This window comes from Variovorax sp. P1_H2 (assembly GCF_056405295.1).
Map to the genome: position 1 here is coordinate 1 of NZ_JBFUCJ010000024.1, position 24,274 is coordinate 24,274.

The 24,274-nt window shown below is 67.2% G+C and carries 26 protein-coding genes and 1 tRNA gene; 20 read left to right on the forward strand and 7 right to left on the reverse strand.

Annotation, left to right across the window (positions count from 1 at the left end; translation table 11 throughout):
• Positions 1–193 precede the first annotated feature (193 nt).
• Positions 194–949, reverse strand: a complete 756-nt coding sequence (locus AC1D2E_RS11100; protein WP_478197459.1) for a sulfite exporter TauE/SafE family protein — start codon at positions 947–949, stop codon at positions 194–196.
• Between the two features lie 292 nt (positions 950–1,241).
• A complete protein-coding gene (locus tag AC1D2E_RS11105) occupies positions 1,242–2,870 on the reverse strand; it encodes a GMC family oxidoreductase (protein WP_478197460.1) in 1,629 nt (542 codons plus the stop codon).
• A gap of 200 nt (positions 2,871–3,070) precedes the next feature.
• Between AC1D2E_RS11105 and AC1D2E_RS11110 the strand changes: the two genes are divergently transcribed.
• From AC1D2E_RS11110 to AC1D2E_RS11130, 5 genes are read left to right on the forward strand one after another with little or no spacing between them, the layout of a single operon-like run.
• Positions 3,071–4,237: an MlaE family ABC transporter permease gene (locus tag AC1D2E_RS11110; RefSeq protein WP_478197461.1), complete on the forward strand. Its 1,167-nt coding sequence runs from the start codon at positions 3,071–3,073 to the stop codon at positions 4,235–4,237.
• On the forward strand, positions 4,237–5,064 hold the full coding sequence (locus AC1D2E_RS11115) for an ABC transporter ATP-binding protein (protein ID WP_478197462.1): 828 nt from the start codon (positions 4,237–4,239) through the stop codon (positions 5,062–5,064). Before AC1D2E_RS11110 ends, AC1D2E_RS11115 begins: the two co-directional genes overlap by 1 nt.
• A gap of 5 nt (positions 5,065–5,069) precedes the next feature.
• Complete coding sequence (locus tag AC1D2E_RS11120; RefSeq protein WP_478197463.1) at positions 5,070–6,053, forward strand: MlaD family protein; 984 nt, start codon at positions 5,070–5,072, stop codon at positions 6,051–6,053.
• A 19-nt stretch (positions 6,054–6,072) separates the two neighbouring features.
• The gene (locus AC1D2E_RS11125; protein WP_478197464.1) at positions 6,073–6,723 is read left to right on the forward strand and encodes an ABC-type transport auxiliary lipoprotein family protein; all 651 of its coding nucleotides are present in this window, start codon (positions 6,073–6,075) and stop codon (positions 6,721–6,723) included.
• Positions 6,724–6,752: 29 nt separating this feature from the next.
• Positions 6,753–7,211, forward strand: a complete 459-nt coding sequence (locus tag AC1D2E_RS11130; protein ID WP_478197465.1) for a metallophosphoesterase family protein — start codon at positions 6,753–6,755, stop codon at positions 7,209–7,211.
• 3 nt (positions 7,212–7,214) lie between these two features.
• Here the strand turns inward: AC1D2E_RS11130 and AC1D2E_RS11135 are convergent, their stop codons facing one another.
• Together AC1D2E_RS11135 and AC1D2E_RS11140 are read right to left on the reverse strand one after the other, a co-directional pair.
• Positions 7,215–7,856, reverse strand: coding sequence for a MarC family protein (locus tag AC1D2E_RS11135; protein ID WP_478107523.1), 642 nt, complete (start codon positions 7,854–7,856; stop codon positions 7,215–7,217).
• A 14-nt stretch (positions 7,857–7,870) separates the two neighbouring features.
• Complete coding sequence (locus tag AC1D2E_RS11140; protein WP_478197466.1) at positions 7,871–8,617, reverse strand: SDR family oxidoreductase; 747 nt, start codon at positions 8,615–8,617, stop codon at positions 7,871–7,873.
• A gap of 74 nt (positions 8,618–8,691) precedes the next feature.
• Here AC1D2E_RS11140 and AC1D2E_RS11145 point away from each other — a divergent pair, with 74 nt between their 5' ends.
• Genes AC1D2E_RS11145 through AC1D2E_RS11155 form a run of 3 tightly spaced genes read left to right on the forward strand, consistent with a single transcriptional unit; the run spans position 8,692 to position 10,906 of the window.
• Positions 8,692–9,315 carry a DsbA family protein gene (locus AC1D2E_RS11145; RefSeq protein WP_478197467.1) on the forward strand — a complete coding sequence of 208 codons (624 nt, stop codon included), beginning with the start codon at positions 8,692–8,694 and terminating at the stop codon, positions 9,313–9,315.
• A gap of 2 nt (positions 9,316–9,317) precedes the next feature.
• Entirely contained in the window at positions 9,318–10,001 is a 684-nt protein-coding gene (locus AC1D2E_RS11150) for a dienelactone hydrolase family protein (protein WP_478197468.1), read from the forward strand.
• Positions 10,002–10,015: 14 nt separating this feature from the next.
• Positions 10,016–10,906 carry an amidohydrolase gene (locus AC1D2E_RS11155; RefSeq protein WP_478197469.1) on the forward strand — a complete coding sequence of 297 codons (891 nt, stop codon included), beginning with the start codon at positions 10,016–10,018 and terminating at the stop codon, positions 10,904–10,906.
• Here AC1D2E_RS11155 and AC1D2E_RS11160 read toward each other — a convergent pair.
• Positions 10,899–11,801 (reverse strand): LysR family transcriptional regulator, encoded by a 903-nt coding sequence (locus AC1D2E_RS11160; RefSeq protein ID WP_478197470.1) that lies wholly within the window; start codon positions 11,799–11,801, stop codon positions 10,899–10,901. The genes AC1D2E_RS11155 and AC1D2E_RS11160 overlap by 8 nt on opposite strands.
• A gap of 122 nt (positions 11,802–11,923) precedes the next feature.
• Here AC1D2E_RS11160 and AC1D2E_RS11165 point away from each other — a divergent pair, with 122 nt between their 5' ends.
• Both AC1D2E_RS11165 and AC1D2E_RS11170 read left to right on the forward strand, forming a co-directional pair.
• Entirely contained in the window at positions 11,924–12,274 is a 351-nt protein-coding gene (locus AC1D2E_RS11165; protein ID WP_478197471.1) for an alpha/beta hydrolase, read from the forward strand.
• A gap of 213 nt (positions 12,275–12,487) precedes the next feature.
• On the forward strand, positions 12,488–12,835 hold the full coding sequence (locus AC1D2E_RS11170) for a DUF4148 domain-containing protein (RefSeq protein ID WP_478173226.1): 348 nt from the start codon (positions 12,488–12,490) through the stop codon (positions 12,833–12,835).
• Positions 12,836–12,980: 145 nt separating this feature from the next.
• Here AC1D2E_RS11170 and AC1D2E_RS11175 read toward each other — a convergent pair whose 3' ends face one another.
• Entirely contained in the window at positions 12,981–14,114 is a 1,134-nt protein-coding gene (locus AC1D2E_RS11175; protein WP_478197472.1) for a magnesium transporter CorA family protein, read from the reverse strand.
• Between the two features lie 78 nt (positions 14,115–14,192).
• Positions 14,193–15,197, reverse strand: coding sequence for a porphobilinogen synthase (hemB, locus tag AC1D2E_RS11180; protein ID WP_478197473.1), 1,005 nt, complete (start codon positions 15,195–15,197; stop codon positions 14,193–14,195).
• Positions 15,198–15,546: 349 nt separating this feature from the next.
• Between hemB and AC1D2E_RS11185 the strand changes: the two genes are divergently transcribed.
• The 10 genes from AC1D2E_RS11185 (at position 15,547) to AC1D2E_RS11230 (ending at position 24,144) form a co-directional block, all read left to right on the forward strand.
• The gene (locus AC1D2E_RS11185; RefSeq protein ID WP_478173229.1) at positions 15,547–15,975 is read left to right on the forward strand and encodes a CopD family protein; all 429 of its coding nucleotides are present in this window, start codon (positions 15,547–15,549) and stop codon (positions 15,973–15,975) included.
• Positions 15,976–15,980: 5 nt separating this feature from the next.
• Complete coding sequence (locus AC1D2E_RS11190) at positions 15,981–17,102, forward strand: VanZ family protein (protein WP_478197474.1); 1,122 nt, start codon at positions 15,981–15,983, stop codon at positions 17,100–17,102.
• Positions 17,103–17,111: 9 nt separating this feature from the next.
• Positions 17,112–17,465: a (2Fe-2S) ferredoxin domain-containing protein gene (locus AC1D2E_RS11195; RefSeq protein ID WP_478197475.1), complete on the forward strand. Its 354-nt coding sequence runs from the start codon at positions 17,112–17,114 to the stop codon at positions 17,463–17,465.
• A gap of 13 nt (positions 17,466–17,478) precedes the next feature.
• A complete protein-coding gene (locus tag AC1D2E_RS11200) occupies positions 17,479–18,111 on the forward strand; it encodes an alpha/beta hydrolase (protein ID WP_478197476.1) in 633 nt (210 codons plus the stop codon).
• An 11-nt stretch (positions 18,112–18,122) separates the two neighbouring features.
• Positions 18,123–19,292: a D-alanyl-D-alanine carboxypeptidase family protein gene (locus tag AC1D2E_RS11205; protein ID WP_478197477.1), complete on the forward strand. Its 1,170-nt coding sequence runs from the start codon at positions 18,123–18,125 to the stop codon at positions 19,290–19,292.
• A 170-nt stretch (positions 19,293–19,462) separates the two neighbouring features.
• Positions 19,463–19,840 (forward strand): 30S ribosomal protein S12, encoded by a 378-nt coding sequence (rpsL, locus tag AC1D2E_RS11210; protein ID WP_013543948.1) that lies wholly within the window; start codon positions 19,463–19,465, stop codon positions 19,838–19,840.
• A 173-nt stretch (positions 19,841–20,013) separates the two neighbouring features.
• Positions 20,014–20,487: a 30S ribosomal protein S7 gene (gene rpsG, locus AC1D2E_RS11215; protein WP_478109883.1), complete on the forward strand. Its 474-nt coding sequence runs from the start codon at positions 20,014–20,016 to the stop codon at positions 20,485–20,487.
• 86 nt (positions 20,488–20,573) lie between these two features.
• Entirely contained in the window at positions 20,574–22,676 is a 2,103-nt protein-coding gene (fusA, locus tag AC1D2E_RS11220; RefSeq protein ID WP_478197478.1) for an elongation factor G, read from the forward strand.
• A gap of 185 nt (positions 22,677–22,861) precedes the next feature.
• Entirely contained in the window at positions 22,862–24,055 is a 1,194-nt protein-coding gene (gene tuf / locus AC1D2E_RS11225; RefSeq protein ID WP_021005418.1) for an elongation factor Tu, read from the forward strand.
• Between the two features lie 13 nt (positions 24,056–24,068).
• Positions 24,069–24,144 (forward strand) — tRNA-Trp (locus tag AC1D2E_RS11230).
• Positions 24,145–24,274: the final 130 nt, after the last annotated feature.

Here is a 24,274-nt window from a genome sequence, read left to right on the forward strand (position 1 = left end):
AACACCGCGGAACCGGCTTCGCCGGGCCGCTGGTGTTGCCCCCGGTAGGGGGTGGGCGCCCGGACACGAAGTGCCGGGCAACCTGGGGGCGAGCAACAGTGCCACCGCGGAACCGGCAACGCCGGGCCGCTGGTGTTGCCCCCGGCAGGGGGTGGGCGCCCGGACACGAAGTGCCGGGCAACCTGGGGGCGAGCTACATGAACGCGTCGTAGGCGGTCTTGAAAATCAGGGCGCCGACGACCACGATGAACACCTTGCGCACGAAGCCCGCGCCATGCTTGATGGCGACCCGGGCGCCGATCACGCTGCCGGCCACGTTGGCGACGGCCATCGTCAGCGCCAGCGGCCACAGCACATGGCCCTTGAGCCCGAACAGCAGCAGCGCGCCCAGGTTGGTCATGGTGTTGAGCAGCTTGGCCGAGCCGGCCGCGTTGAGGAAGTCGTAGCCCAGCCAGCGCACGAACAGGAAGACGAAGAAACTGCCCGTGCCGGGCCCGAAGAAGCCGTCGTAGACGCCCAGCAGGGCGCCGATCGCCGCCGTGGCCAGCAGTTCGGCACGGCCGCTGAAGCGTGGCGCATGGTGGTGGCCGAGGTCCTTGCGCGCCAGCGTGTAGAGCAGCAGCGCGACCAGCACCAGCGGCAGCAGCTTGCGCAGGAAGTCGCCCGGCACCACGGTCACGGCCCAGGCTCCGGCCAGCGAGCCCGCGAAGGCCAGGGCGCCGGCCGGCAGCAGCGTGTGCCAACGCAGGCCGACCCGATGGTGGAACTGCGCCGCGGCCGCCGCCGTGCCCCAGACCGAGGCGCTCTTGTTGGTGCCCAGCAGCGTGGCGGGGGCGGTGCCCGGCAGCACGCTGAACAGCGCCGGCACCAGGATCAGGCCGCCGCCGCCGACGATGGAATCGATGAAACCCGCGAACAGCGAGGCGAGGGTCAGCACCAGAATTTCCATGGGGGGCCGGATTGTCTCATTCCGGATTGCTATCTATTTGATAGCATCGGCCGTTGCCGTCGCAGGACCTGCACCCAAAAAGAAAAGGCGCCGACTGGCGGCGCCTTGTTCAAAAAAACGGCATCTCGTGCGGATGCCTTGTCTGATCTGGTTCTGGTTCTTCGAAAGATGTCTCCTCGGTCCCCCGCGCTGCGGGCAGGCCCGTTTGCGAGTGCCGAGACTTTAGTTCGGCGCACCGTGCCAGTGCATCGGGGATTACCCGCCACTGGAAACAAATGGACACATCAAGATCTCACAGTGCCGCCTTGCGCACCCATTCGGACGCCTTCTCGGCCATCATCAGCGTCGGGCTGTTGGTGTTGCCGCTGGTGATGGTCGGCATGGCCCCGGCGTCGACCACCCGCAGTCCCTGGATGCCGCGCACCCGCAAGCGTGAATCGAGCACCGCCATCGCGTCGCCGTCGGCGCCCATCCGCGTGGTGCCCACCGGATGGAAGATGGTGGTCGCGATGTCGCCGGCCAGCCGCGCCAGTTCCTCGTCGGTCTGGTATTGCAGGCCGGGCTTCCATTCCTCGGGGGCGTACTTCGCCAGTGCCGGCTGGGCCGCGATGCGGCGGGTGACGCGCAGCGAATCGGCCGCCACCTTGCGGTCCTCGTCGGTGCTCAGGTAGTTGGGCGCGATGGCCGGTGCGTCGCTGAACCTGGGGCTCTTGATGCGCACGGTGCCGCGGCTGGTCGGGTTCAGGTTGCAGACGCTGGCCGTGAAGGCCGGGAAGCTGTGCAGCGGCTCGCCGAAGGCGTCGAGCGACAGCGGCTGCACGTGGTATTCGAGATTCGGCCACTCGTGCTCGGGCGAGCTGCGCGTGAAAGCGCCGAGCTGCGAGGGCGCCATGCTCATCGGCCCGCTGCGCTTGAACAGGTACTCCATCCCGATCTTCGCCTTGCCATAGAGCGACGAGGCCAGCACGTTGAGCGTGGGCGCGCCCTTGATCTTGTAGACCGCGCGGATCTGCAGGTGGTCCTGCAGGTTGGCGCCGACGCCGGGCAGGTCGGCCACCACCTCGATGCCGTGCTGATGCAGCAGCTCCGCCGGGCCGATGCCCGAGAGCTGCAGCAGCTGCGGCGAGCCGATGCTGCCGGCGCACAGCAGCACCTCGCGCGTGGCCTTCGCCGTGACCGTCTCGTGGCCGTCCCAGACCTGCACGCCGGTGCACCGCCGGCTGCCATCGGCCTGCGTCTCGAGGATCAGCTTCGTCACATGGGCGTTGACCCACATCTCGAAGTTCGGCCGCCCGTAGCAGGTGGGCCGCAGGAAGGCCTTGGCGGTGTTCCAGCGCCAGCCGTCCTTCTGGTTGACCTGGAAGTAGCCCACGCCCTCGTTGCTGCCGCGGTTGAAGTCGGTGCTGTGCGGGATGCCGGCCTCCTGCGCGGCCTGCGCGAAGGCGTCGAGGATGTCCCAGCGCAGGCGCTGCTTCTCGACCCGCCACTCGCCGCCGGCCCCGTGCATCTCGTCGGCGCCGAGGTAGTAGTCCTCGTGCTGCTTGAAGGCCGGCAGCACGTTGTTCCAGCGCCAGGTGTCGTCGCCGGTGAGGGCGGCCCAGTGCTCGTAGTCGCGCGACTGGCCGCGCATGTAGATCATCCCGTTGATGCTCGAGCAGCCGCCCAGCGTCTTGCCGCGCGGGTAGCGCAGCGTGCGGCCGTTGAGCCCGGCGTCGGGCTCGGTGCTGTAGAGCCAGTCGGTGCGCGGGTTGCCGATGCAATAGAGGTAGCCCACCGGGATGTGGATCCAGTGGTAGTCGTCCTTGCCGCCGGCCTCGATCAGCAGGGTGCGCTGCTGTGAGCTGCGCGTCAGGCGGTTGCACATCAACGCGCCGGCGGTGCCGCCGCCGATCACGATGTAGTCGAAGGTGGTGTCGCTCATTCGGGTCTTGCCTGTCTCTTGTCGTTATGGGAAATACGGCCGCCGGCGACCGGACGCTGCGCCGCCGTCGGCACCGGATTGTGGCAAACCCCCGGGGCTTGCGCGACCGCCTGCGCGCAGGGGCGGCATCCTGGAGGTCCGGCGCGGACGCCCCCGGTTACGATGTTGCGTCATTCGCTTCACGACCTGCCGCTGCCCTCATGCCGACCGATTCGCCGATGCCCGCCGATGCGCAGGAAGCGCAGGGCGCGCAACCGCGCGTCGACGAACGCGATCAGGACGGCGGCCGGTGGGCGGTGGCCACCGGCCGATGGACCGTGCTGGCGATGTCGTCGGCGCCGGCCTGGGGCGCGCTGTCGGACAGCCTGAAGGGCGTCCCCGCGCAGGAAGGCCGCCCCTGGGACTTGCGTCCGATCGAGCAGCTCGATCACATCGGCGCCCAGCTGCTCTGGGACCATTGGGGGCAGGCCTGGCCGGCGCGGCTCGAAATGGATTCGCAGCACAAGGCGGTGCTCGACCAGGTCGCCCGGTACACCTGCAGCGCGCCGGACGAGCCCCCGGTGACGCTGGCCGACCGCTTCAAGGCCTTCGCCCACAACGGCCCGCGGATGATGTTCGTGGCGCGCGATTTCCTCGGCCTCATCGGCCAGCTCACGCTCGACCTCGGCAAGCTGCTGCGGGCACCGCACCGCGGGCCCTGGCGCGACTTCTCGGGCCAGATCTACCAGTTCGGCACCACCGCGCTGCCGATCACCGCGCTGGTCGGCCTGCTGATCGGCGTGGTGCTGGCCTACCTGACCTCGCAGCAGCTGCGCCAGTACGGCGCCGAGACCTTCATCGTCAACATCCTGGGCCTGTCGCTGATCCGCGAGCTCGGCCCGGTGCTGGCGGCGGTGCTGATCGCCGGCCGATCGGGCTCGGCCATCACGGCGCAGATCGGCGTCATGCGGGTCACCGAGGAACTCGACGCGATGCGCGTGATGGGCATCCCGCACGGCTTCCGGCTGGTGATGCCGCGGGTGCTGGCGCTGGCGATCACGATGCCGCTGATCAGCACGTGGACCTCGATGGCGGCGCTGTTCGGCGGCATGATCGCGGCCGACCTGTCGCTCGACATCTCGCCCGCGTACTTTCTCTCGGCGCTGCCGCGCGCGGTGCCGATGTCGAACCTGTATCTCGCGCTGTCCAAGTCGGCGGTGTTCGGCATCCTGATCGCGCTGATCGGCTGCCATTTCGGCCTGAAGGTGAAACCCAATACCGAGAGCCTCGGCCGCGGCACGACCTCGTCGGTGGTGACCTCGATCACGGTGGTGATCCTGGTCGATGCGCTGTTCGCGGTGCTGTTCAAGGGCGTGGGGCTGCGCTGATGGTCGACAACTTTCCCCGCGACGCCGAACGCGTGGTCGAGATCCGCAAGCTCTGGACCGTCTTCCGGTCGCCCGACGGCGACCAGGTGGTGCACCGCGACCTCGACCTCACGATCGTGCGCGGCGAGGTGCTGTCGCTGGTGGGCGGCTCGGGCACCGGCAAGACCGTGCTGCTGCGCCAGATCCTCGGGCTCGAGCATCCGACCCGAGGCCAGGTCACGGTGCTCGGCCGGCCGCCGGGGCAGCTCAGCGCGACGGGCGCCGCCAATGTCGGCATGCTGTTCCAGCACGGCGCGCTGTTCTCGGCCTTCAGCGTGCTCGACAACATCGCCTTTCCGCTGCGCGAACTCAAGCTGCTGCCCGACGACCTGATCCGCGATGCCGCGCTGGTCAAGTTGCAGATGGTCGGGCTGAGTCCCCAGCAGGCCACCAAGAGTCCGGCCGATCTCTCGGGCGGCATGATCAAGCGGGTGGCGTTGGCGCGGGCACTCATCATGGACCCGCCCCTGCTGCTGCTCGACGAGCCCACCGCCGGCCTCGATCCCGAAAGCGCCGACGGCTTCTGCGACCTGCTGCGCGGCCTGCACCGCGAACTCGGCCTCACGGTGGTGATGATCACGCACGACCTCGACACCCTGTTCGACCTCAGCAGCCGGATCGCGGTGCTGGCCGACCACAAGGTGATCGTCGCGGGGACGACGCGCGAGGTGATCGCCTATCCGCATCCGTTCATCCACGAGTACTTCCTCGGTGGCCGCGGCCAGCGCGCCATGGAAGCACTGCATGAAGGGGCGGCCAGCCGGCCGGCCCCCTCGTCCGAAAGGTAGCCGCCATGGAAAACAAGTCCCATGCCCTCGCCGCCGGGGCCTTCGTGCTCGGCCTGGTCGCCGTGATCGTCGCGCTGGTGGTCTGGCTCACGCGCGACGACACGGTGCGCAACATCTACGAGCTGTCGACCCGCGATCCGGTGAGCGGCCTGCAGCCGCAGGCGATGGTGCGCTACCGCGGCATCGCGGTCGGCAAGGTCGCATCGATCGACTTCGACCCCAAGGTGAAAGGCAACGTGCGGGTCCGCATCACGGTCGACGAGCGGGTGCCGCTCACCACCTCGACCTTTGCGACGCTGAGCTACCAGGGCGTCACCGGGCTGGCCTTCATCGCCCTCGACGACAAGGGCGAATCGCAGGTCTCGCTGGTGCCGGACAACGACAATCCGCCGCGCATCCCGCTCAAGCCCTCGCTGCTGGCCCAGCTGCAGGACCGCGGCGAGCTCATCCTCGGCCGGGTCGAGGAAGTCACCAAGAAGGTCGACGCGCTGCTCGGCAACGACAACCAGAAGCGCGTCGCCGATGCGCTGGAGAACATCGCGAGCGCCGCGGCCAGCGCCAACCAGCTGACCAAGTCGCTCGACAACACGGTCAAGACCGGGCTCAACCCGGCGCTCAAGGCCCTGCCGCCGCTGGTGGACCGCACGCGCGAGACCATGGCCGCAGTCAAGGGCGCGGCCACGGACATCTCGCGCGTCGCCACCAACTTCAACGCGACCGCGACCCGCCTGAACGCCAAGGACGGTCCGATCGAACGCCTCGCCGACGGCACCAAGGCCCTGTCGCAGGCCGTCGATTCGTTCAACAACGCGACGCTGCCGCGCGTGAACCGGGTCGCCGACGACACCTCGCGTGCGGTACGCCGCCTCGGTCGCGCGGCCGACGGTATCAGCGACAACCCGCAGTCGCTGCTGTTCGGCAATGGCGGCGTGGTTGCCGGTCCGGGCGAGCCCGGCTTCTCCGCGCCGGCGGCGACCACGAGTCCGTGAAGGCCATTCCATGATTCCCATGAACGACGCTCTGAAGCATTCCCTCGCCGGCCTGGCCGCCGCGCTGCTGCTGGCGGGTTGCGGCGCGCTGCCCGACAAGCCGGCCCGGGCCGCCCTCTACGATTTCGGGCCCGGCAACACGGTGCCGGCGCCGGCTGCCGCCTCCTCGCCGGCCCCGCGCGCGCTGCCGATGATCGCGCTGGCCGAGGTCGATGYCAATTCGCGGCTCGACGGCACCCAGCTGCTGTACCGCCTCGGCTACGCGGATTCGAACGAGCTGCGGCCCTACGGCCAGTCGCGCTGGAGCCAGCCGCCGGCGCAGCTGCTGCGCCAGCGCCTGCGCGAGGCGCTCTCGGCCGGCCACACGGTGCTGGGCCCGGAGGAGAGCGCCCCCATCGCCCGCAGCGCGGGCCGCCTGCCCGACACCCTGCGCGTCACGCTGGAGGAGTTCAGCCAGTACTTCGAGTCGCCCGAGCGCAGCATCGGCCTGGTGCGCGTAAGCGCCACGCTGACCCGCAGCCAGACCGCCGGCGACAAGGTGCTGGCCCAGCGCAGCTTCACGGTCCGCAAGCCGGCGCCGACCGCCGACGGGCCCGGCGGCGTCAAGGCCCTGGCGGCGGCCAGCGAGGTCGTGGTGGCCGAGCTGGTGGCCTGGGTCGACGCGCAGTAGGCCGGCGCGTCCGAGACCATCGGCGAGCCATGCGCATCGGCATCATCTCCGACACCCACGGGCTGCTGCGGCCCGAAGCGCTGGACTTTCTGCGCGGCGCCGACCACATCGTGCATGGCGGTGACATCGGCGGGCCGGAGATCATCGACGCCCTGTCCGCGCTGGCCCCGTTGACCGTCGTGCGCGGCAACAACGACGGCGGCGCCTGGGCCGAGGCGGTGCCGGAGACGGCGCTGCTGGAAGCCGGTGGCCTGCGCCTCTTCGCGATCCACGATCTGGCGCAACTGCGCATCGACCCGGTCGCGGCCGGCATTCGCGTCGTGGTGTCCGGCCATTCGCACCGCCCGCGGGCCGAGCAGCGCGGCCCGGTGCTCTATCTGAATCCGGGCAGTGCGGGGCCGCGCCGCTTCAGGCTGCCGGTCTCGGTGGCCGAACTGCGGTTCGACGGCGAGGCGATCGTGCCGCGCATCGTCGAGCTGGGCGCGTAGCGCTCAGGTGGCGCGGTGCAGCACCGGGAACAGGGTGCCCAGTCCGTCGGCCATCACCTCGACCGCCAGCGCCGCCAGGATCAGGCCCATCAGCCGCGTCATGACGTTGATGCCGGTCTTGCCGAGCACCCGCGCGATCGGTTCGGCCAGCGAGAAGGTGACGCCGGTCGCCAGGCCGATCACCACACCGTAGCCGACCAGGATCGCGAGCTCCCAGACATGCTGCGTGCGGTCGGCGAAGATGACCACCGTCGACATGGTGGCCGGGCCGGTCAGCAGCGGGATGGTCAGCGGCACGACCGCGATCGAGGCGCCGAGCGATGCCTTCACCTCCGTCGCGCGGATCTCGTCCTTGTTGGTCTTCGACTCCGCCGGCTCGGCGTTCAGCATGGAGAGCGAGCTGATCAGCAGCAGCATGCCGCCGCCAACCTGGAAGCTCGCGATCGAGATGCCGAAGAAGGACAGCAGCTGCAGCCCCAGCAGCGCGCTGACCGCGATCACGATGAAGGCGCTGAAGGCCGACACCCAGGCGGTGCGCTTGCGCTGCTGGTCGGTGCAGCCCTGCGTGTAGTGGATGAAGAAGGGGACGATCGCCAGCGGGTTCACGATGGCCAGCAGCGTGATCAGCGGCTTGATCAGGTCCATCGCAGGGGGTGCCATCAGCGTCCGCCCGTGATGTCGAGGAAGCTTCCGGTGACGTAGCCGGCCTCGGCCGACAGCAGCCACAGGATGCCGTGGGCCACCTCGTCGGCGCTGCCGGTGCGTTTCATCGGCACGGTCGAGGCGAGCTGGAAGGCGCGGTCGGGCAGGCCGCCCGAGGCGTGGATCTCGGTGTCGATCAGGCCGGGGCGCACCGCGTTGACGCGGATGCCTTCCTCGGCCACCTCCTTGGCTAGGCCGATCGTGAAGCTCTCGATCGCGCCCTTGCTGGCGGCGTAGTCCACGTACTGGCCGGGCGAGCCCAGGCGCGCGGCGGCGCTGGAGAGGTTGACGATCGCGCCGCCGCTGCCGCCATGCCTCGTGCTCATGCGCCGCACGGCCTCGCGAGCGCAGACGAAGCTGCCGATGACGTTGATGCGCAGCATGCGCTCGAGCCGCGCCACGCTCATCTCGTCGACCCGGGCCTGCGTGTCGACCACGCCGGCGTTGTTGACCAGCGCCGTCAGGCGCCCCAGCTTGGCGTCGACCTTCTCGAACATCGCCAGCACCTGGGACTCGTCGCCGACGTCGGCCTGCACCGTGATCGCGGTGCCGCCTGCGGCCCGGATGCAGCGCACCACCTCGTCGGCAGCCAGCGAGTTGCTGGCATAGTTGACGGCCACCGCCCAGCCGCGGCGGGCGGCCTGCAGCGCGGTCGCGGCGCCGATGCCGCGGCTGCCGCCGGTGATCAGAAGTACATGGTCCAAATCCCACCTCCTGCACGGAAGCCGTGCCTCAGTTAAAACCGTCTGCGTCGGATTACATCATCGAGGAGACGCTCTTGAGCCGCACCATCGACTACTACTTCACGCCGCAAAGCCCCTGGACCTACCTCGGCCATGCGCGCTTCGCCGCCATCGCGAAGGCCGCCGGCGCCACGGTGCGCGTCCGGCCGATCGATTTCGGCGCCGTGTTCCCGGTCTCGGGCGGATTGCCGCTCGGCAAGCGGGCGCCGCAGCGGCAGGCCTATCGCCTGGTCGACCTGGCGCGCTTCTCGAAGTACCTCGACATCGAGCTCAATCCCAAACCCAAGTTCTTCCCGGTCGCCAGCGACGATGCAGCCCGGCTGATCATCGCCGCCGACCTGCACGATGGCATCGAGGCCGCGATGAAGATCTGCGGCGCCGTGTTCGCGGCGGTCTGGGTGCAGGAGCGCAACATCGCCGACCCGAAGGTGCTGGAGGCACTGGCGGCAGAATGCGGGCTCGACGCGCGCCGGGTCGACCAGGCGCAGAGCCAGGCGGTGCAGGAGCGCTACGAGGACTACACCCAGCAGGCCATCGACGGCAAGGTCTTCGGCGCCCCGAGCTACGTGATCGACGGCGAGATCTTCTGGGGCCAGGACCGGCTCGATTTCGTCGAACGCGCATTGAAGAAACAACAACCATCCCGCCAAGGAGCATGACCATGGGTCAATTCATCGATCTCACCGCCAAGGACGGCTTCACCTTTCCCGCCTACGTCGCCGAGCCGGCGGACAAGCCCAGGGGCGCGGTGGTCGTGGTGCAGGAGATCTTCGGCGTCAACTCGCACATCCGCTCGGTGGCCGACGGCTACGCGGCCGAGGGCTACCTGGCGGTCGCGCCGGCCACCTTCCATCGCGTGAAGCAGGGCGTCGAACTGGGCTACGCCGAGGACGACATGAAGGCCGGCTTCGGGCTCAAGACCGCGGTCGAGGCGCTGCCCGCCCCGGGCGTGCTGCAGGACCTCCAGGCCGCGGTCGACTACGCGGCGCGGGCCGGCAAGGTGGGCATCGTGGGCTACTGCTGGGGCGGGCTCCTGACCTGGCGCGCGGCGGCTGAGGTGTCGGGCCTGGCCGCCGCCGCGCCGTACTACGGCGGCGGCATGACCACCCCGGAGGAAAGTGCGCGCAAGCCCAAGGTGCCGGTGCTGGTCCACTTCGGCAACAACGACCACTGGATTCCGCTCGACACCGTCGACGCCTTCAAGAAGGCGCATCCGGACGTCGAGGTGCATGTCTACGCATGCGGCCACGGTTTCAACTGCGACCAGCGCGGCTCCTACGACGCGGCCGCCGCCAAGCTGGCGAAGGAGCGCACTCTGGCTTTCTTCGCCAAGCAGCTCGGCTGAGCGGGGCGCGAGCCGTGGCTGGCCGGCGCTGTCGCTTTGCGCCTTTCGCCCTGGCGGCGGCGCTGCTGGCACCGAGCGCCTGGTCGGCCGACTATGCCGGCCCGCTTTTCGACACCCACCTGCACTACAACCAGGAGGCCTGGGACGGCAACACCGGGCCTTACCCGCCGGCCGAGGCGCTGGCGCGGATCCAGCGCAACGGCGTCAATGCGATCGTCGCCAACTCGCGGCCCAATGCCGGCACGCAGACCCTTGCGGCGGCCCGCGAGGCGCGCGAAGCCGGCGTGGCCGTGGTGCCCTTCGTGCGCCTCTACCGCAACCGCGACGACTACGAAAACTGGTTCCGCGACGACAGCATCTACGAGATGGTGCAGGCCGAACTGGCCCGCGGCACGGCGAGCGGGCCTTACAAGGGACTGGGCGAGTTCCATCTCTACGACAGCGCCAATGCCAACGGGCCTGTCGCACGGAAACTGATCGTCCTGGCGGAACGCAAGCAGCTCGCCGTGCTGGCGCACGTGGACGAGGTCGCGATCGACCTGCTGATGGCCCATGCGCCTTCGCAAGGCCGCGCGTTGCGCCTGATCTGGGCCCACACCGGCATCGGCGGCCCGCCGATCGAGCGGGTCCAGGCGCTGCTGGAGCGCTATCCGCTGCTGATGGGCGAGCTGTCGTACCGGCCGGGACTCACCTGCGACGGCGGCAAGCTGTGCCCCGAATGGCGCGCGCTGATGCTGAAATACCCCGATCGCTTCCTCGTCGGTTCCGACACCTGGGTCAATCAGCGCTGGAGCGCCTACGACGAGATCATGCGCGGCTACCGCACGTGGCTCGGCGACCTGCCGCCGGACGTCGCACAGCGCATCGCCTGGGGCAACGCGGCGGCGATCTTCGGCATCAGGTAGCCGCAGGGTCGGGATCGCGCACCCGGGCCTCGAGAAAATCCAGCAGCGCCCGCAGCGCGGCGCTGTTGTGCCGGCGTTGCGAGTAGGCCGCGTAAAGCCAGAGATCGCGCGGCATGAACTCCCTCAGCACCGGCACCAGCGCGCCGCGTTCGATGTGCTGCTGCGCCATGATCATCGGCACGCAGACGGCCCCGAGCCCGGCCAGCGCCACGCCGACCAGCGGTGCGGCGTCGTTGGCGTCCATGCGGCTGGTGACCGGCACGCTGTAGGGCTGGCCGTCGACCTCGAACGGCAGTTGCGGCCCGCCGCCCGCGAGCGAATAGGTCAGGACGTCGTGCCGGCGCATGTCGTCGGGCTTCTTCGGCATGCCGCGCCGGGCCCAGTAGGACGGCGTCGCGCAAAGGGCCAGGTCCATCAGGCGCAGCCGCCGCACGATCACGTTCTCGTCGCGGATGCGGCCCAGCCGCAAGGCGACATCGACGCCTTCCTCGACCAGGTCGATCACTCGGTTGCTCAGGTGCAGGCTCACGTGGACGTCGGGATAGGTGATCATGAATTCGCCGATCAGGCCCGAAAAGCTGCTCTGTCCCAGGCCGTGCGGCGCAGTGACCCGCAGCCGGCCGCGCGGGTGGCCGGCGTGCCCCTGCAGTTCGGACTCGGTCCGTTCGATCATCTCCAGCAGCGGCTTGCTGCGCTCCAGCAGCAGGTGGCCGGCATCGGTCAGGCTGACCGAGCGCGTCGAGCGGTTCAGCAAGCGGACGCCGAAGCGGGTCTCCAGTTGGGCCACGTACTTGCTCGTGTTGGCCTTCGACATGCCCAGCGAGTGCGCGGCGCGCGAAAAGCTGCCGCGCAAGGCGACTTCTCTAAAGGTTTTGAGCAGTTCCAGACCGTCCATGGCACTCCATTGTTTCCGTTTGATGAACACCCTGATTCATTTTTATAGGGTTTCTACCTAGAAATCCGAGGCAAACTCTATCCCACCGCGCTTTCCTCTCCACCACAACGAAGGACATCCGAATGAAGACCTCGAAGATCATCGCCGCCGCCGCCCTGTCGATCCTGGCCGCCGCCGGCGCCCAGGCCGAAACCTACGAAGGCGTGCAAGCGCCGGTGTCGGTCGCCAGCCGCGCCGAAGTGAACGCCCAGGCCGTGGTCGCCGCCCGCAGCGAGAATCCGTATGCGGACGGCGTGTCCTCGCGCGTCGCCCCGGCGCTGACCGCTTCGGCCGACCGTGAGGTCATCCGCTCGCAGGCCGTGGCCACCGCCCATGAACCGAACCAGAACCTGGATCGCAAGGCCTTCGTGAACAGCACGGTGCCGTCGCAATACAACATCGCCCGCCCGGTGACGCAGCGCGCCGGTCTCTGATCCGCGCCGTTTCCGATGGGAGCCGGGCCGTGCGAAAGCGCGGTTCGGTTTTTTCCTTGAGGGCCGTGGGAATCGTCATTGTTTCGATCCAGGAAACGCGGTGTCTCATTTCTCGGTGTTTTCCCCTAGGGTTTCCGTTCGACACTCGCTCGCACAGGCCAGCGACAGCGAGCCTGGTTTGAAGCCAACTCCGAAGAACCCAAAGGAACCGAAATGAAGACCTCCCGTATCCTCGCCGCTGCCGCCCTGTCCTTCCTCGCTGCCGCTGGCGCACAAGCCGAAAGCTACGACGGCGTGCACGCCGGCGTCTCGGCCAAGAGCCGCGACGAAGTCAGCGCCGAAGCTGCCCGCACCGCCGCCGCACCGAACCAGAACGTGGTGCGCGGTTCGCGTGGTGCCGAGCCTTTCAACTCGGTCGCCAACCCCGAGGCCGTGCGTGCCCAGGCCATCGCCACCGCCAGCGCGCCCGACCAGAACGTCAGCGCCGGTTCGCGCGTCAACAGCCGCGTGATCTCGACCATGAACAAGCCGGCCGAGCCGCGCGTTCAAGCCGGAAAGTAAGCACTCCCCCAGGTTGGCTCACTTCGTGTAGCCGCCCACCCCCTCGCCGGGGGCAACACCGGCGGCCCGGCAGAGCCGGTTCCGCGGTGTTTCACGAACAAGCCCGAGCTTCGCCGGGCTTTTTTGTTTTTCGCCGTCGTTCTTGTTATCGGGTTCGGGCCAGGTAGCGCTTGCGCCAGAAGACGACGACCAGAACCACCGCGATCACGCCCATCGACCCCATCGCGATCCAGAAGCCGTCGGCCTTGTGCACCAGCGGGATGAATTCGAAGTTCATGCCGAAGATCCCGGCGATCAGGTTCAGCGGCAGGAAGACCGCGGTCAGCACAGTCAGCACCCGCATGATGTCGTTGGCGCGGTGGCCCTGGACGCTGAAGTGCATCTGGACCGCGGTTTCGGCGTTCTGCTCGAGCCGGCGCACGTGGTGGACGACGCGCTCGATGTGCTCCAGCACGTCGCGGCTGCGCACCATGACGAGCTCGCGCTCGCGTTGCTCGGTGCTGCCGGCCGGCGGCGGCAGGGTTTCGAGCGAATCGATCCAGTCCTGGATCGCCGCGCGCTGGTCTTCGCAGATCTCGTCGAGGTGGTAGAGCGACTGGCGGGAGTCCATCAGCGCGCTCCAGTTGGTGAAGCGGCTGTGCGGGTCGATCAGTTCGGCTTGCCAGTGGTCGAGCTGGCGGGTCAGTTCGCGCCGCAGGTCGAGGTAGGCGTCGACGATCTGGTTGATCACCCGCAGCATCAGGTCGGCCGGGCCCGAGGGAATGCGGGCGGAGACCGCGCGGACATCCAGCGCCGGGATCGGGCTGCGGCCGCGTTCGGCCGGCGCGGCGGCGGCCAGCAGCTTGGCGGCGAAGGCATCGCGCACGCTGCCGTCCTCGGGGTGCACCGACAGCAGGACGCGGTCGAAGACCGCGAAGCCCACCGGGCGCGTGTCGACCCGGCGCAGCACGCTGGGGCCGCCGCGGGCGGGTTCGTCGGGCTTCGGCAGCCCCTTGCCGTTGGATGCGGCCAGCCGGCGGAACACCAGCAGGTCGTACTGCGAGGTGTAGTCGAAGCGCGAGGGCAACTGGTCGTTGAGCAGGTCGCTCACGTGGAGGTCGAGCAGCAGGGTGCCGCACAGCGACTGCAGCACCTCCTGCACCTGCGGCAGCGAGGCCTGGAACTCCTCGCGGGTCAGCGACAGCCACAGGTAGCCCCGTTCGCAGGCACCGGGCGCCGCCATGGGCGCCAGCGCGTCGTGCTCCGTGACCTGCGTGCCGTCGATCTTGAAGATGCGCATGGGGGATGCCGATTCCTAGTCAGTTGAGGACAGAGCAAAAAACTGCTGCGCAGTTTTGTGGGTCTGTCCGGCAAGGTGTCAGGATTGCTTCAGCAGCCGGGCGGCATCGAGCGCGAAATAGGTCAGCACCCCGTCGGCCCCTGCGCGCTTGAAGGCCAGCAGGCTTTCGAGCATCACCGCGTCGTGGTCCAGCCAGCCGTTCTGCGCCGCGGCCTTCAGCATCGCGTACTCGCCGCTGACCTGGTAGGCAAAGGTCGGAACCCGGAACTCGTCCTTCACCCGGCGCACGATGTCCAGGTAGGGCATTCCGGGCTTCACCATCACCATGTCGGCGCCCTCGGCGATGTCGATCGCGACCTCGCGCAGCGCTTCGTCGCTGTTGCCCGGGTCCATCTGGTAGACCTTCTTGTTGCTCTTGCCGAGGTTGGCGGCCGAGCCGACGGCGTCGCGGAAAGGGCCGTAGAAGGCGCTCGCGTACTTGGCGCTGTAGGCCATGATCCGCGTATGGATGTCGCCGCGCGCTTCGAGCGCGTTGCGGATCGCGCCGATCCGGCCGTCCATCATGTCGCTCGGTGCCACGATGTCGACGCCGGCGCGCGACTGCGCGAGCGCCTGCTTGACCAGCACCTCGACCGTCGGGTCGTTGAGGATGTAGCCGCTGTCGTCGAGCAGTCCGTCCTGCCCGTGGCTGGTGTAGGGGTCCAGCGCCACGTCGGTCATCACGCCCAATTCGGGAAAGCGCGACTTGAGCGCGGCCACCACGCGAGGAATCAGGCCGCCGGGGTTGAAGGCTTCGTCGCCGGCCGGCGTCTTCAGGCGGGCATCGATGACCGGGAACAGCGCCATGACCGGAATGCCGAGCGCCACGCACTGTTCGGCCACCGGCAGCAGCAGGTCGAGACTCAGCCTTTCCACGCCAGGCATCGACGGTACGGCGTCGCGTCGCTTCTCCCCCTCCTGGACGAATACGGGATAGATCAAGTCGTGGGCGGAGAGCGAATGCTCACGTACCAGGTTGCGCGTGAAGGCGTCCCGGCGCAGCCGGCGCGGCCGGCCCGCGGGAAAAGGGGCGTGGAGGGTCATGTCGAAAATTGTGCCCCAAGAGTGTCATGCAGCTTGGGAAAGGCGAGCGTGCCATCTTCGGTCTGTTTTCTGTGCACAGATGGATGAAAAACGAAATCGTTGGTACTAGGTGTCTTAGCCATAAGTTCAAAAAAACGCAGCCGTTGCTTGATAGGTTGTTTTGCCTTTGTTAAATTCTGTCTTGGGCGGCTTGCCGCTCCCCGCTTTTCCTCCCTGAGCGGGTGCCTTGATGTGTGACAGCAAAAGGGCTTCCCAGCCCGACGTTTTGACGTCGGGCTTTTTTTTGCGCGTCCGACGGCAGCGGGCGGCTGCGACGTTGCGGCCCGTACGCGCCCACTAAACTGCCGCCATGCTCTGGGTCAAATCGCTGCACATTGTCTTCATCGCCAGCTGGTTCGCCGGGCTGTTCTATCTGCCGCGCATCTTCGTCAACCTGGCGATGGTCGCGCCCGAATCGGTCGCCGAGCGCAGCCGACTGCTGCTGATGGCGCGCAAGCTGTTTCGCTTCACCACCTTGCTGGCGCTGCCGGCGCTCGGCTTCGGCCTCTGGCTCTGGCTCGGCTACGGCATCGGGCGCGGGCCGGGCAACGGGTGGATGCACGCCAAGCTGGTCCTGGTGGGGGCGGCGCTCGGCTACCACCACGGCTGCGGCGTGCTGCTGCGCCGCTTTGTCGCCGGCACCGACCGCCGCAGCCACCGCTTCTACCGCTGGTTCAACGAGTTGCCAGTGCTGCTGCTGCTGGCCATCGTGGTGCTGGTGGTGGTCAAGCCCTTCTGAATGCGGTGGCCACGCAGCACAAATCCGTTGCCTTGCCGCTGGCGCTCGCCTATGCGGCGCTGATCGTCTACGCCAGCCTCTATCCCTTCGCCGACTGGCGCGACCAGGGCATTGCGCCCTGGGCCTACCTGGCGGCGCCCTGGCCCAAATACTGGACCGCTTTCGACTTCGGCATCAACGTCGTCGGCTACCTGCCGCTGGGCTTCCTGGCCGCGATCGCGGTGATCCGCAACCGGCCTGCCACCGGCGTCGTGCGCGCCGTGCTTCGCGCCGCCGCGGCCGGGGCTGCGATCTCCTTCGCCATGGAAACGCTGCAGAGCTACCTGCCGGCGCGCATTCCTTCCAATGTCGATCTCGGGCTCAACATCGTCGGCACGCTGGTCGGGGCGGTGCTGGCGGCGGTGCTCGAGCGCCTGGGCGCCGTGGCGCACTGGCACCGGGCCCGTTCCAACTGGTTCGTCGACGACTCGCGCGGCGGCCTGGTGCTGCTGGCCCTGTGGCCGATCGCGCTGCTGTTTCCGGCCGCCGTCAGCTTCGGCCTGGGCCAGGTGTTCGAACGGCTCGAAGCCGCCATTGCCGACTTGCTGATCGATACGCCCTTCATCGAATGGATGCCGGTGCGCGAGTTCGAACTGGAGCCGCTGGTGCCGGGCGTCGAACTGCTGTGCGTCATGCTGGGCGCGCTGGTGCCTTGCCTGCTCGGCTTCCTGATCACCCGTTCGGTGGCCCGGCGAGCGATCCTGCTGCCGTCGATCCTGCTGGCGGGGGTGGCGGCCTCGGCGCTGTCGGCGGCCCTGAGCTACGGTCCGCCGCATGCCTGGGCCTGGCTGAGCCTGCCGGTGCAGGTGGGGATCGCGGCTGCCCTGTTCATCGGCGTGCTGTTGCTGGGCGCGCCTCGGCGCTTCTGCGCGGCCCTGCTGCTGATCGCCCTGGTGGTTCACCTGAGCCTGCTGAACCAGGCGCCCGAGAGTGCCTATTTCGCCCAGACGCTGGCGACCTGGGAGCAGGGGCGCTTCATCCGCTTCCACGGCCTGGCGCAGTGGCTGGGCTGGATCTGGCCCTTCGCAACCCTTGTTTACGTGCTGGCCGTGTTGTCGCGCAGGGCGTCCGCAGCGCCTCCTCAATAGAATGAGCCGATGTCGAGTTCCAGCATTCCCCCGTCGGCGGGCTACTACGGCCGCCACATCTTCTTCTGCCTGAACGAACGCAAGACCGGCGAGGATTCCTGTTCGAAGCACGAGGCCCAGGCCGGCTTCGACCGCTGCAAGTCGCGCGTCAGGGAGGCCGGGCTGGCCGGACCCGGCAAGGTCCGGGTCAACAAGGCCGGCTGCCTGGACCGCTGCGCGGGCGGCCCGGTCGCGGTGGTCTATCCCGAGGCGGTCTGGTACACCTACGTCGATGCCGACGACATCGATGAAATCGTCGAATCGCACCTGAAGAACGGCGAAGTGGTCGAACGGCTGCTGCTGGCTCCCGACATCGGGCGCTGAGGGGCGGCCATCCATGAACTCCCGGACCGAGAAGCTCCAGATCCAGGGCGCCGCCGGCGCCATCGAAGTGCTGCGCGACCGCGCCGCCGACGGCGCGCCGGCGCTCGGCGTGGCGGTGATCGCGCACCCGCATCCGCTGTTCGGCGGCACCATGGACAACAAGGTGGTGCAGACGCTGGCGCGCGCCTTCGTCGCCTGCGGCTGGACCGCGGTGCGCTTCAATTTCCGCGGTGTCGGCGCCAGCGAGGGCGTGCACGACGAAGGGCGCGGTGAATGCGAGGACATGCGCGCGGTGGTCCAGCAACTGGCGCCCGAGGGCCCGCTGGCGATCGCCGGCTTTTCCTTCGGCGCCTTCGTCGCCAGCTGTGCGGTCGAAAAACTCTGGGCCGCGCGCGACCTCCGCCACGTGGTGCTGGTCGGCACCGCGGCGGCGCGCTTCTCGGTCGCGGCGCTGCCGCCCGCGGCCCACGAGCGTGCGCTGGTGGTGCACGGCGAGCAGGACGACACGGTCCCGCTGGCCGCTGTCTTGGACTGGGCGCGGCCGCAGTCACTTCCTGTCACAGTCGTTCCCGGGGGCGGCCATTTCTTTCACGGACAATTGCCCCTGCTCAAGAATCTTGTCGTCCGTCATCTGCGCGCGGGCTAGCCTTTTCCCCCATGAATCGTTTCGTTGAAGCGCTGCGCGCCTTCGCAGTGGCTGCTGCCGCATTTTCGTGTCTTGCCGCCGGGGCCCAGGTGCCGACGCCGCCCGAGGTGGCGGCCCGCAGCTTCCTGCTGCTGGATGTCACGGCCAACCAGATGCTGGCCCAGAAGGACATCGACGCCGCCGTCGAGCCGGCCTCGCTGACCAAGCTGATGACGGCCTACCTGGTCTTCGACGCGCTGCGCGCCAAGAAGATCACCCTGACGCAGACCCTGCCGGTCAGTGCGCGGGCCTGGAAGATGCCCGGCGCGCGGATGTTCATCGACCCGAAGATGCAGGTCCCGGTCGAGGACCTGATCAAGGGCCTGATCGTGCAATCGGGCAACGACGCCACGGTGGCGCTGGCCGAAGGCGTGGGCGGCACGGTCGAGCACTTCGTCGAGCTCATGAACGAGCAGGCCAAGGCCCTCGGCATGAAGAACACGAGCTACAAGAACCCCGAAGGCCTGACCGAGCCGGGCCACACCACCACCGCGCGCGACCTGAGCATCCTGGCGACCCGCCTGATGCGCGACTTCCCCGAGTACCTGCACTACTACGCGATCAAGAAGTACCGCTTCCCGGGCACGCCCTCGACCAACGACACCAATCGCAACCTGCTGCTGTTCCGCGACCCGACGGTCGATGGCCTCAAGACCGGCCATACCTCGGCGGCCGGCTACTGCATGGTCGCGACCGCCAAGCGTGACTTCCCGAACCTGACGGGCGGCCGCCGTCTGCTGTCGATCGTGCTGGGCACGGCCAGCGAGAACGCGCGCGCCAACGAGTCGCAGAAGCTGCTGAACTGGGGCTACACCGCCTTCGACGCGGTCCGCCTGTTCGAGGCCAACCAGGCCGTGGCGACGCCCGCCGTCTGGAAGGGCAATCAGAACACCGTCAAGCTGGGCCGCCCCGACGCCATCGTGGTCGCCGTGCCGGCCGGCGCGGCCGCCAAGATCAAGACCCAGGTGGTGCGCCCCGACCCGCTGGTCGCGCCCTTCACCAAGTTCCAGCCGGTCGGCTCCCTGAAGGTCACGCTCGGCGACGAGCCCGTGGCCGAAGTGCCGCTGGTGGCGCTGGATGCGGTCCAGCAAGCCGGTGTCCTGGGTCGTGCCTGGGACGCCGTCCGGCTCTGGATCAAGTAGTGCCGGGCCGGGCTACACAAAGTTAGCCCCACCTGGCAACGCCTGTTGTATACTCGTGGGCTTTTCGGAAATTCCGAAGGGATTTACGTTTTCGACCAATTCTTGGTCGTTTCCCCGTCCGGCCGGTTCACGCCTAGGGCCTTCGGGGCAGTTTTGGGACTTATTCATTCATGCCAACCATCAATCAACTGGTGCGTCAGGGTCGGACGGTCGAAAAGATCAATTCGAAGAGCCCTGCCATGCAGAACTCGCCGCAACGTCGCGGTGTCTGCACCCGGGTCTACACCACGACCCCGAAAAAGCCGAACTCGGCGCTGCGCAAGGTCGCCAAGGTGCGCCTGACCAACGGCTTCGAAGTCATTTCCTACATCGGCGGCGAAGGCCACAACCTGCAGGAACACAGCGTCGTGCTGGTTCGCGGCGGTCGTGTCAAGGACTTGCCCGGTGTTCGCTACCACATCGTGCGCGGTTCGCTCGACTTGCAAGGCGTGAAAGACCGCAAGCAGTCGCGTTCCAAGTACGGCGCGAAGCGTCCCAAGAAGGCCTAAGCCTTCTGTTTTTCAAGAAGGCTTGAGGCTTTCTGTAGTTCATTCAGCGGTGTTCGGGTGCCCTGGCCGGCGCATCGAACGAAGTGACCCGATATTGGGTCGAGTAAGTGAGAGTTCTTGTTGGCTCTCGCGGTGTCTGCAAAGGCGCCAACTGAAGCAAAGAGGTTAGAAAAATGCCACGTCGTCGCGAAGTCCCCAAACGTGAAATCCTGCCGGATCCGAAGTACGGCAATGTCGAGCTGTCGAAGTTCATGAACGTGATCATGGAAGGCGGCAAAAAGGCGATCGCCGAGCGCATTATCTATGGTGCGCTCGACCAGATCGAGAAGAAGAACCCGGGCAAGGACCCGCTGGAAGCCTTCACGATGGCCATCAACAACGTGAAGCCGATGGTCGAAGTGAAGTCGCGCCGCGTCGGTGGCGCGAACTACCAGGTGCCGGTCGAAGTGCGCCCGGTCCGTCGTCTGGCGCTGTCGATGCGCTGGATCAAGGAAGCCGCTCGCAAGCGCGGCGAAAAGTCGATGGCCCTGCGTCTGGCCAACGAACTCATGGAAGCCACGGAAGGTCGTGGCGGCGCCATGAAGAAGCGCGATGAAGTGCACCGCATGGCCGAGGCCAACAAGGCCTTCAGCCACTTCCGCTTCTAAGAGTCGTCCCCCCAAATCAGACAGGCTGGAAGCCCGACCCACCGAGAGCGGTGGGCGGGCTTTCATCCGTTAACGGAGTAAATTTCATGGCACGCAAGACCCCCATCGAGCGCTACCGCAACATCGGTATCTCGGCGCACATCGACGCCGGCAAAACGACCACCACCGAACGCATCCTGTTCTACACCGGCGTGACCCACAAGATGGGCGAGGTGCATGACGGCGCCGCCACCACCGACTGGATGGAACAGGAACAAGAGCGCGGCATCACGATCACCTCGGCTGCCGTGACCTGCTTCTGGAAGGGCATGGACCACTCGATGCCCGAGCATCGCATCAACATCATCGACACCCCGGGCCACGTGGACTTCACCATCGAGGTCGAGCGTTCCATGCGCGTGCTCGACGGCGCCGTGATGGTGTACGACTCGGTCGGCGGCGTGCAGCCCCAGTCCGAAACCGTTTGGCGCCAGGCCAACAAGTACCGCGTGCCGCGTCTCGCGTTCGTGAACAAGATGGACCGCATCGGCGCCAACTTCTTCCGCGTGCGCCAGATGATGGTCGACCGCCTGAAGGCCAACCCGGTGCCGATCGTGATCCCGATCGGTGYCGAAGACAAGTTCCAGGGCGTGGTCGATCTTCGCAAGATGAAGGCCATCTACTGGGATGAAGCCTCGCAGGGCATGAAGTTCGACTACCGCGAGATCCCGGCCGAACTGCTCGAGTCGGCCAAGGAGTGGCGCGAGAAGATGGTTGAAAGCGCCGCTGAAGCCTCTGAAGAGCTCATGAACAAGTACCTCGAAGAGGGCGACCTCACCGAGGCAGAAATCACCGCCGGCCTGCGCCAGCGCACCATCGCCGGCGAGATCCAGCCGATGATGTGCGGCAGCGCGTTCAAGAACAAGGGCGTTCAGCGCATGCTCGACGCCGTGATCGAACTGATGCCCTCGCCGCAGGACGTCCCGCCGGTCGAAGGCACGGACGACGACGAGAAGGAAACCAACCGCAAGCCCACCGACGAAGAGAAGTTCTCGGCGCTGGCCTTCAAGCTCATGACCGACCCCTACGTCGGCCAGCTGACCTTCGTGCGCGTCTACTCGGGCGTGCTGAGCAAGGGCGATACCGTCTACAACCCGGTCAAGGGCAAGAAGGAGCGCATCGGCCGTATCGTGCAGATGCACGCCAACGAGCGCCTCGAGATCGACGAAATCCGTGCCGGCGACATCGCCGCCTGCGTGGGCCTGAAGGACGTCACGACCGGCGAAACGCTGTGCGACCCCGACGCCATCATCACGCTCGAGCGCATGGAATTCCCCGAGCCCGTGATCTCGCAGGCCGTCGAGCCGAAGACCAAGGCCGACCAGGAAAAGATGGGCATCGCGCTGCAGCGCCTGGCCTCGGAAGATCCGTCGTTCCGCGTGCGTTCCGACGAAGAATCCGGCCAGACCATCATCTCCGGCATGGGCGAGCTTCACCTCGAAATCATCGTCGACCGCATGAAGCGCGAGTTCGGCGTCGAAGCCAACGTCGGCAAGCCGCAGGTGGCCTATCGCGAAACCATCCGCAAGACGGTCGAAGATGCCGAAGGCAAGTTCGTGCGCCAGTCGGGCGGCAAGGGCCAGTACGGCCACGTGGTGCTCAAGCTCGAGCCGAACGAAGCCGGCAAGGGCTTCGAGTTCGTCGATGCGATCAAGGGCGGCGTGGTGCCGCGCGAGTACATCCCCGCGGTCGAGAAGGGCGTGATCGAAGCGCTGACCCAAGGCGTGCTGGCCGGCTACCCGGTGGTCGACGTCAAGGTCACGCTGCACTTCGGTTCGTACCACGACGTGGACTCGAACGAAATGGCCTTCAAGATGGCCGCGATCTTCGGTTTCAAGGAAGGCGCCCGCAAGGCTTCGCCGGTGATCCTCGAGCCGATGATGGCGGTCGAAGTCGAGACCCCGGAAGACTACGCCGGCAACGTGATGGGCGACCTCTCGTCGCGTCGCGGCATGGTGCAGGGCATGGACGACATGATCGGTGGCGGCAAGCTCATCAAGGCTGAAGTCCCGCTGTCGGAAATGTTCGGCTACTCGACCACGCTGCGCTCGGCCACGCAAGGCCGCGCCACGTACACGATGGAATTCAAGCACTACTCCGAAGCACCGCGCAACGTGGCCGAAGCCATCGTCGCCTCGCGCTCGAAGTAATACAAGACTGCGCAGCCCAATCAAAAGGCAGCGCAGCTGCACACAAGGACAAGGCGGCAGAGCTGCCTTGTTTCCTTCCAGTTGCATTCTGCGACCCTGTGCCTCTCGTTGCCCGTGGCGAGAGAACCAGCAACAGGGTGCAGACGTTAAACCTCACACGGGCAATGCTCTTTCAAGGATAGAAAATGGCAAAAGGAAAATTCACCCGCACGAAGCCGCACGTCAACGTGGGCACGATCGGTCACGTGGACCATGGCAAGACGACGCTGACGGCGGCGATTGCCACCGTGCTGTCGGCCAAGTTCGGCGGCGAAGCGAAGGCCTACGACCAGATCGACGCGGCTCCGGAAGAAAAGGCGCGCGGCATCACGATCAACACCGCGCACGTCGAGTACGAGACGGCCAACCGCCACTACGCGCACGTCGACTGCCCCGGCCACGCCGACTACGTGAAGAACATGATCACCGGCGCTGCCCAGATGGACGGTGCCATTCTGGTGTGCTCGGCCGCTGACGGCCCGATGCCCCAGACCCGCGAGCACATCCTGCTGGCGCGCCAGGTGGGCGTGGGCTACATCATCGTGTTCCTGAACAAGTGCGACATGGTGGACGACGCCGAACTGCTCGAACTGGTCGAGATGGAAGTGCGCGAACTGCTCGACAAGTACGAGTTCCCGGGCGACGACACCCCGATCATCCAYGGCTCGGCCAAGCTCGCTCTCGAAGGCGACAAGGGCCCGCTGGGCGAACAAGCCATCATGAAGCTGGCCGATGCGCTGGACACCTACATCCCGACGCCCGAGCGCGCCGTGGACGGCACCTTCCTGATGCCTGTGGAAGACGTGTTCTCGATCTCGGGCCGCGGCACGGTGGTGACGGGCGCGGTCGAGCGCGGCGTGATCAAGGTCGGCGAGGAAATCGAGATCGTGGGCATCCGCCCGACGGTCAAGACCACCTGCACGGGCGTGGAAATGTTCCGCAAGCTGCTGGACCAGGGCCAGGCCGGCGACAACGTCGGCGTGCTGCTGCGCGGCACCAAGCGCGAAGAAGTCGAGCGTGGCCAAGTCCTGTGCAAGCCGGGCTCGATCAAGCCGCACACGCACTTCACCGCCGAGGTGTACGTTCTGTCGAAGGACGAAGGCGGCCGTCACACGCCGTTCTTCAACAACTACCGTCCGCAGTTCTACTTCCGCACGACCGACGTCACGGGCGCGATCGAGCTGCCGAAGGACAAGGAAATGGTCATGCCGGGCGACAACGTGTCGATCACGGTCAAGCTGATCAACCCGATCGCGATGGAAGAAGGCCTGCGCTTCGCCATCCGTGAAGGCGGCCGCACCGTGGGTTCGGGCGTCGTGGCCAAGATCCTCGACATCTGATAACGCATTCCACAGGGGTATAGCTCAATTGGCAGAGCGTCGGTCTCCAAAACCGAAGGTTGTAGGTTCGATTCCTACTGCCCCTGCCACTTAGGTGGCTTCGCCAAAGCGGCCCGTCGCAGCCTGACGGGAAGGCAGAAAAAGCCCGTCACAGCCTGACGGGCTTCGGCGTCTCAGAAGACGCATTGAATTTGAAGGCCGAAAGGCCGCAGGAACAAA

Bases quoted from the DNA above. Each gene is read 5' to 3' on its own strand.
- AC1D2E_RS11105 (WP_478197460.1), bottom strand. From the start codon at position 2,870: ATGAGCGACACCACCTTCGACTACATCGTGATCGGCGGCGGCACCGCC.
- AC1D2E_RS11185 (WP_478173229.1), top strand. From the start codon at position 15,547: ATGCTCTGGGTCAAATCGCTGCACATTGTCTTCATCGCCAGCTGGTTC.
- AC1D2E_RS11115 (WP_478197462.1), top strand. From the start codon at position 4,237: ATGGTCGACAACTTTCCCCGCGACGCCGAACGCGTGGTCGAGATCCGC.
- AC1D2E_RS11120 (WP_478197463.1), top strand. From the start codon at position 5,070: ATGGAAAACAAGTCCCATGCCCTCGCCGCCGGGGCCTTCGTGCTCGGC.
- AC1D2E_RS11205 (WP_478197477.1), top strand. From the start codon at position 18,123: ATGAATCGTTTCGTTGAAGCGCTGCGCGCCTTCGCAGTGGCTGCTGCC.
- AC1D2E_RS11195 (WP_478197475.1), top strand. From the start codon at position 17,112: ATGTCGAGTTCCAGCATTCCCCCGTCGGCGGGCTACTACGGCCGCCAC.
- AC1D2E_RS11165 (WP_478197471.1), top strand. From the start codon at position 11,924: ATGAAGACCTCGAAGATCATCGCCGCCGCCGCCCTGTCGATCCTGGCC.
- AC1D2E_RS11135 (WP_478107523.1), bottom strand. From the start codon at position 7,856: ATGGACCTGATCAAGCCGCTGATCACGCTGCTGGCCATCGTGAACCCG.
- rpsG (WP_478109883.1), top strand. From the start codon at position 20,014: ATGCCACGTCGTCGCGAAGTCCCCAAACGTGAAATCCTGCCGGATCCG.
- AC1D2E_RS11170 (WP_478173226.1), top strand. From the start codon at position 12,488: ATGAAGACCTCCCGTATCCTCGCCGCTGCCGCCCTGTCCTTCCTCGCT.
- AC1D2E_RS11150 (WP_478197468.1), top strand. From the start codon at position 9,318: ATGGGTCAATTCATCGATCTCACCGCCAAGGACGGCTTCACCTTTCCC.
- AC1D2E_RS11175 (WP_478197472.1), bottom strand. From the start codon at position 14,114: ATGCGCATCTTCAAGATCGACGGCACGCAGGTCACGGAGCACGACGCG.
- AC1D2E_RS11160 (WP_478197470.1), bottom strand. From the start codon at position 11,801: ATGGACGGTCTGGAACTGCTCAAAACCTTTAGAGAAGTCGCCTTGCGC.
- rpsL (WP_013543948.1), top strand. From the start codon at position 19,463: ATGCCAACCATCAATCAACTGGTGCGTCAGGGTCGGACGGTCGAAAAG.
- AC1D2E_RS11130 (WP_478197465.1), top strand. From the start codon at position 6,753: ATGCGCATCGGCATCATCTCCGACACCCACGGGCTGCTGCGGCCCGAA.
- AC1D2E_RS11110 (WP_478197461.1), top strand. From the start codon at position 3,071: ATGCCGACCGATTCGCCGATGCCCGCCGATGCGCAGGAAGCGCAGGGC.
- AC1D2E_RS11200 (WP_478197476.1), top strand. From the start codon at position 17,479: ATGAACTCCCGGACCGAGAAGCTCCAGATCCAGGGCGCCGCCGGCGCC.
- AC1D2E_RS11100 (WP_478197459.1), bottom strand. From the start codon at position 949: ATGGAAATTCTGGTGCTGACCCTCGCCTCGCTGTTCGCGGGTTTCATC.
- hemB (WP_478197473.1), bottom strand. From the start codon at position 15,197: ATGACCCTCCACGCCCCTTTTCCCGCGGGCCGGCCGCGCCGGCTGCGC.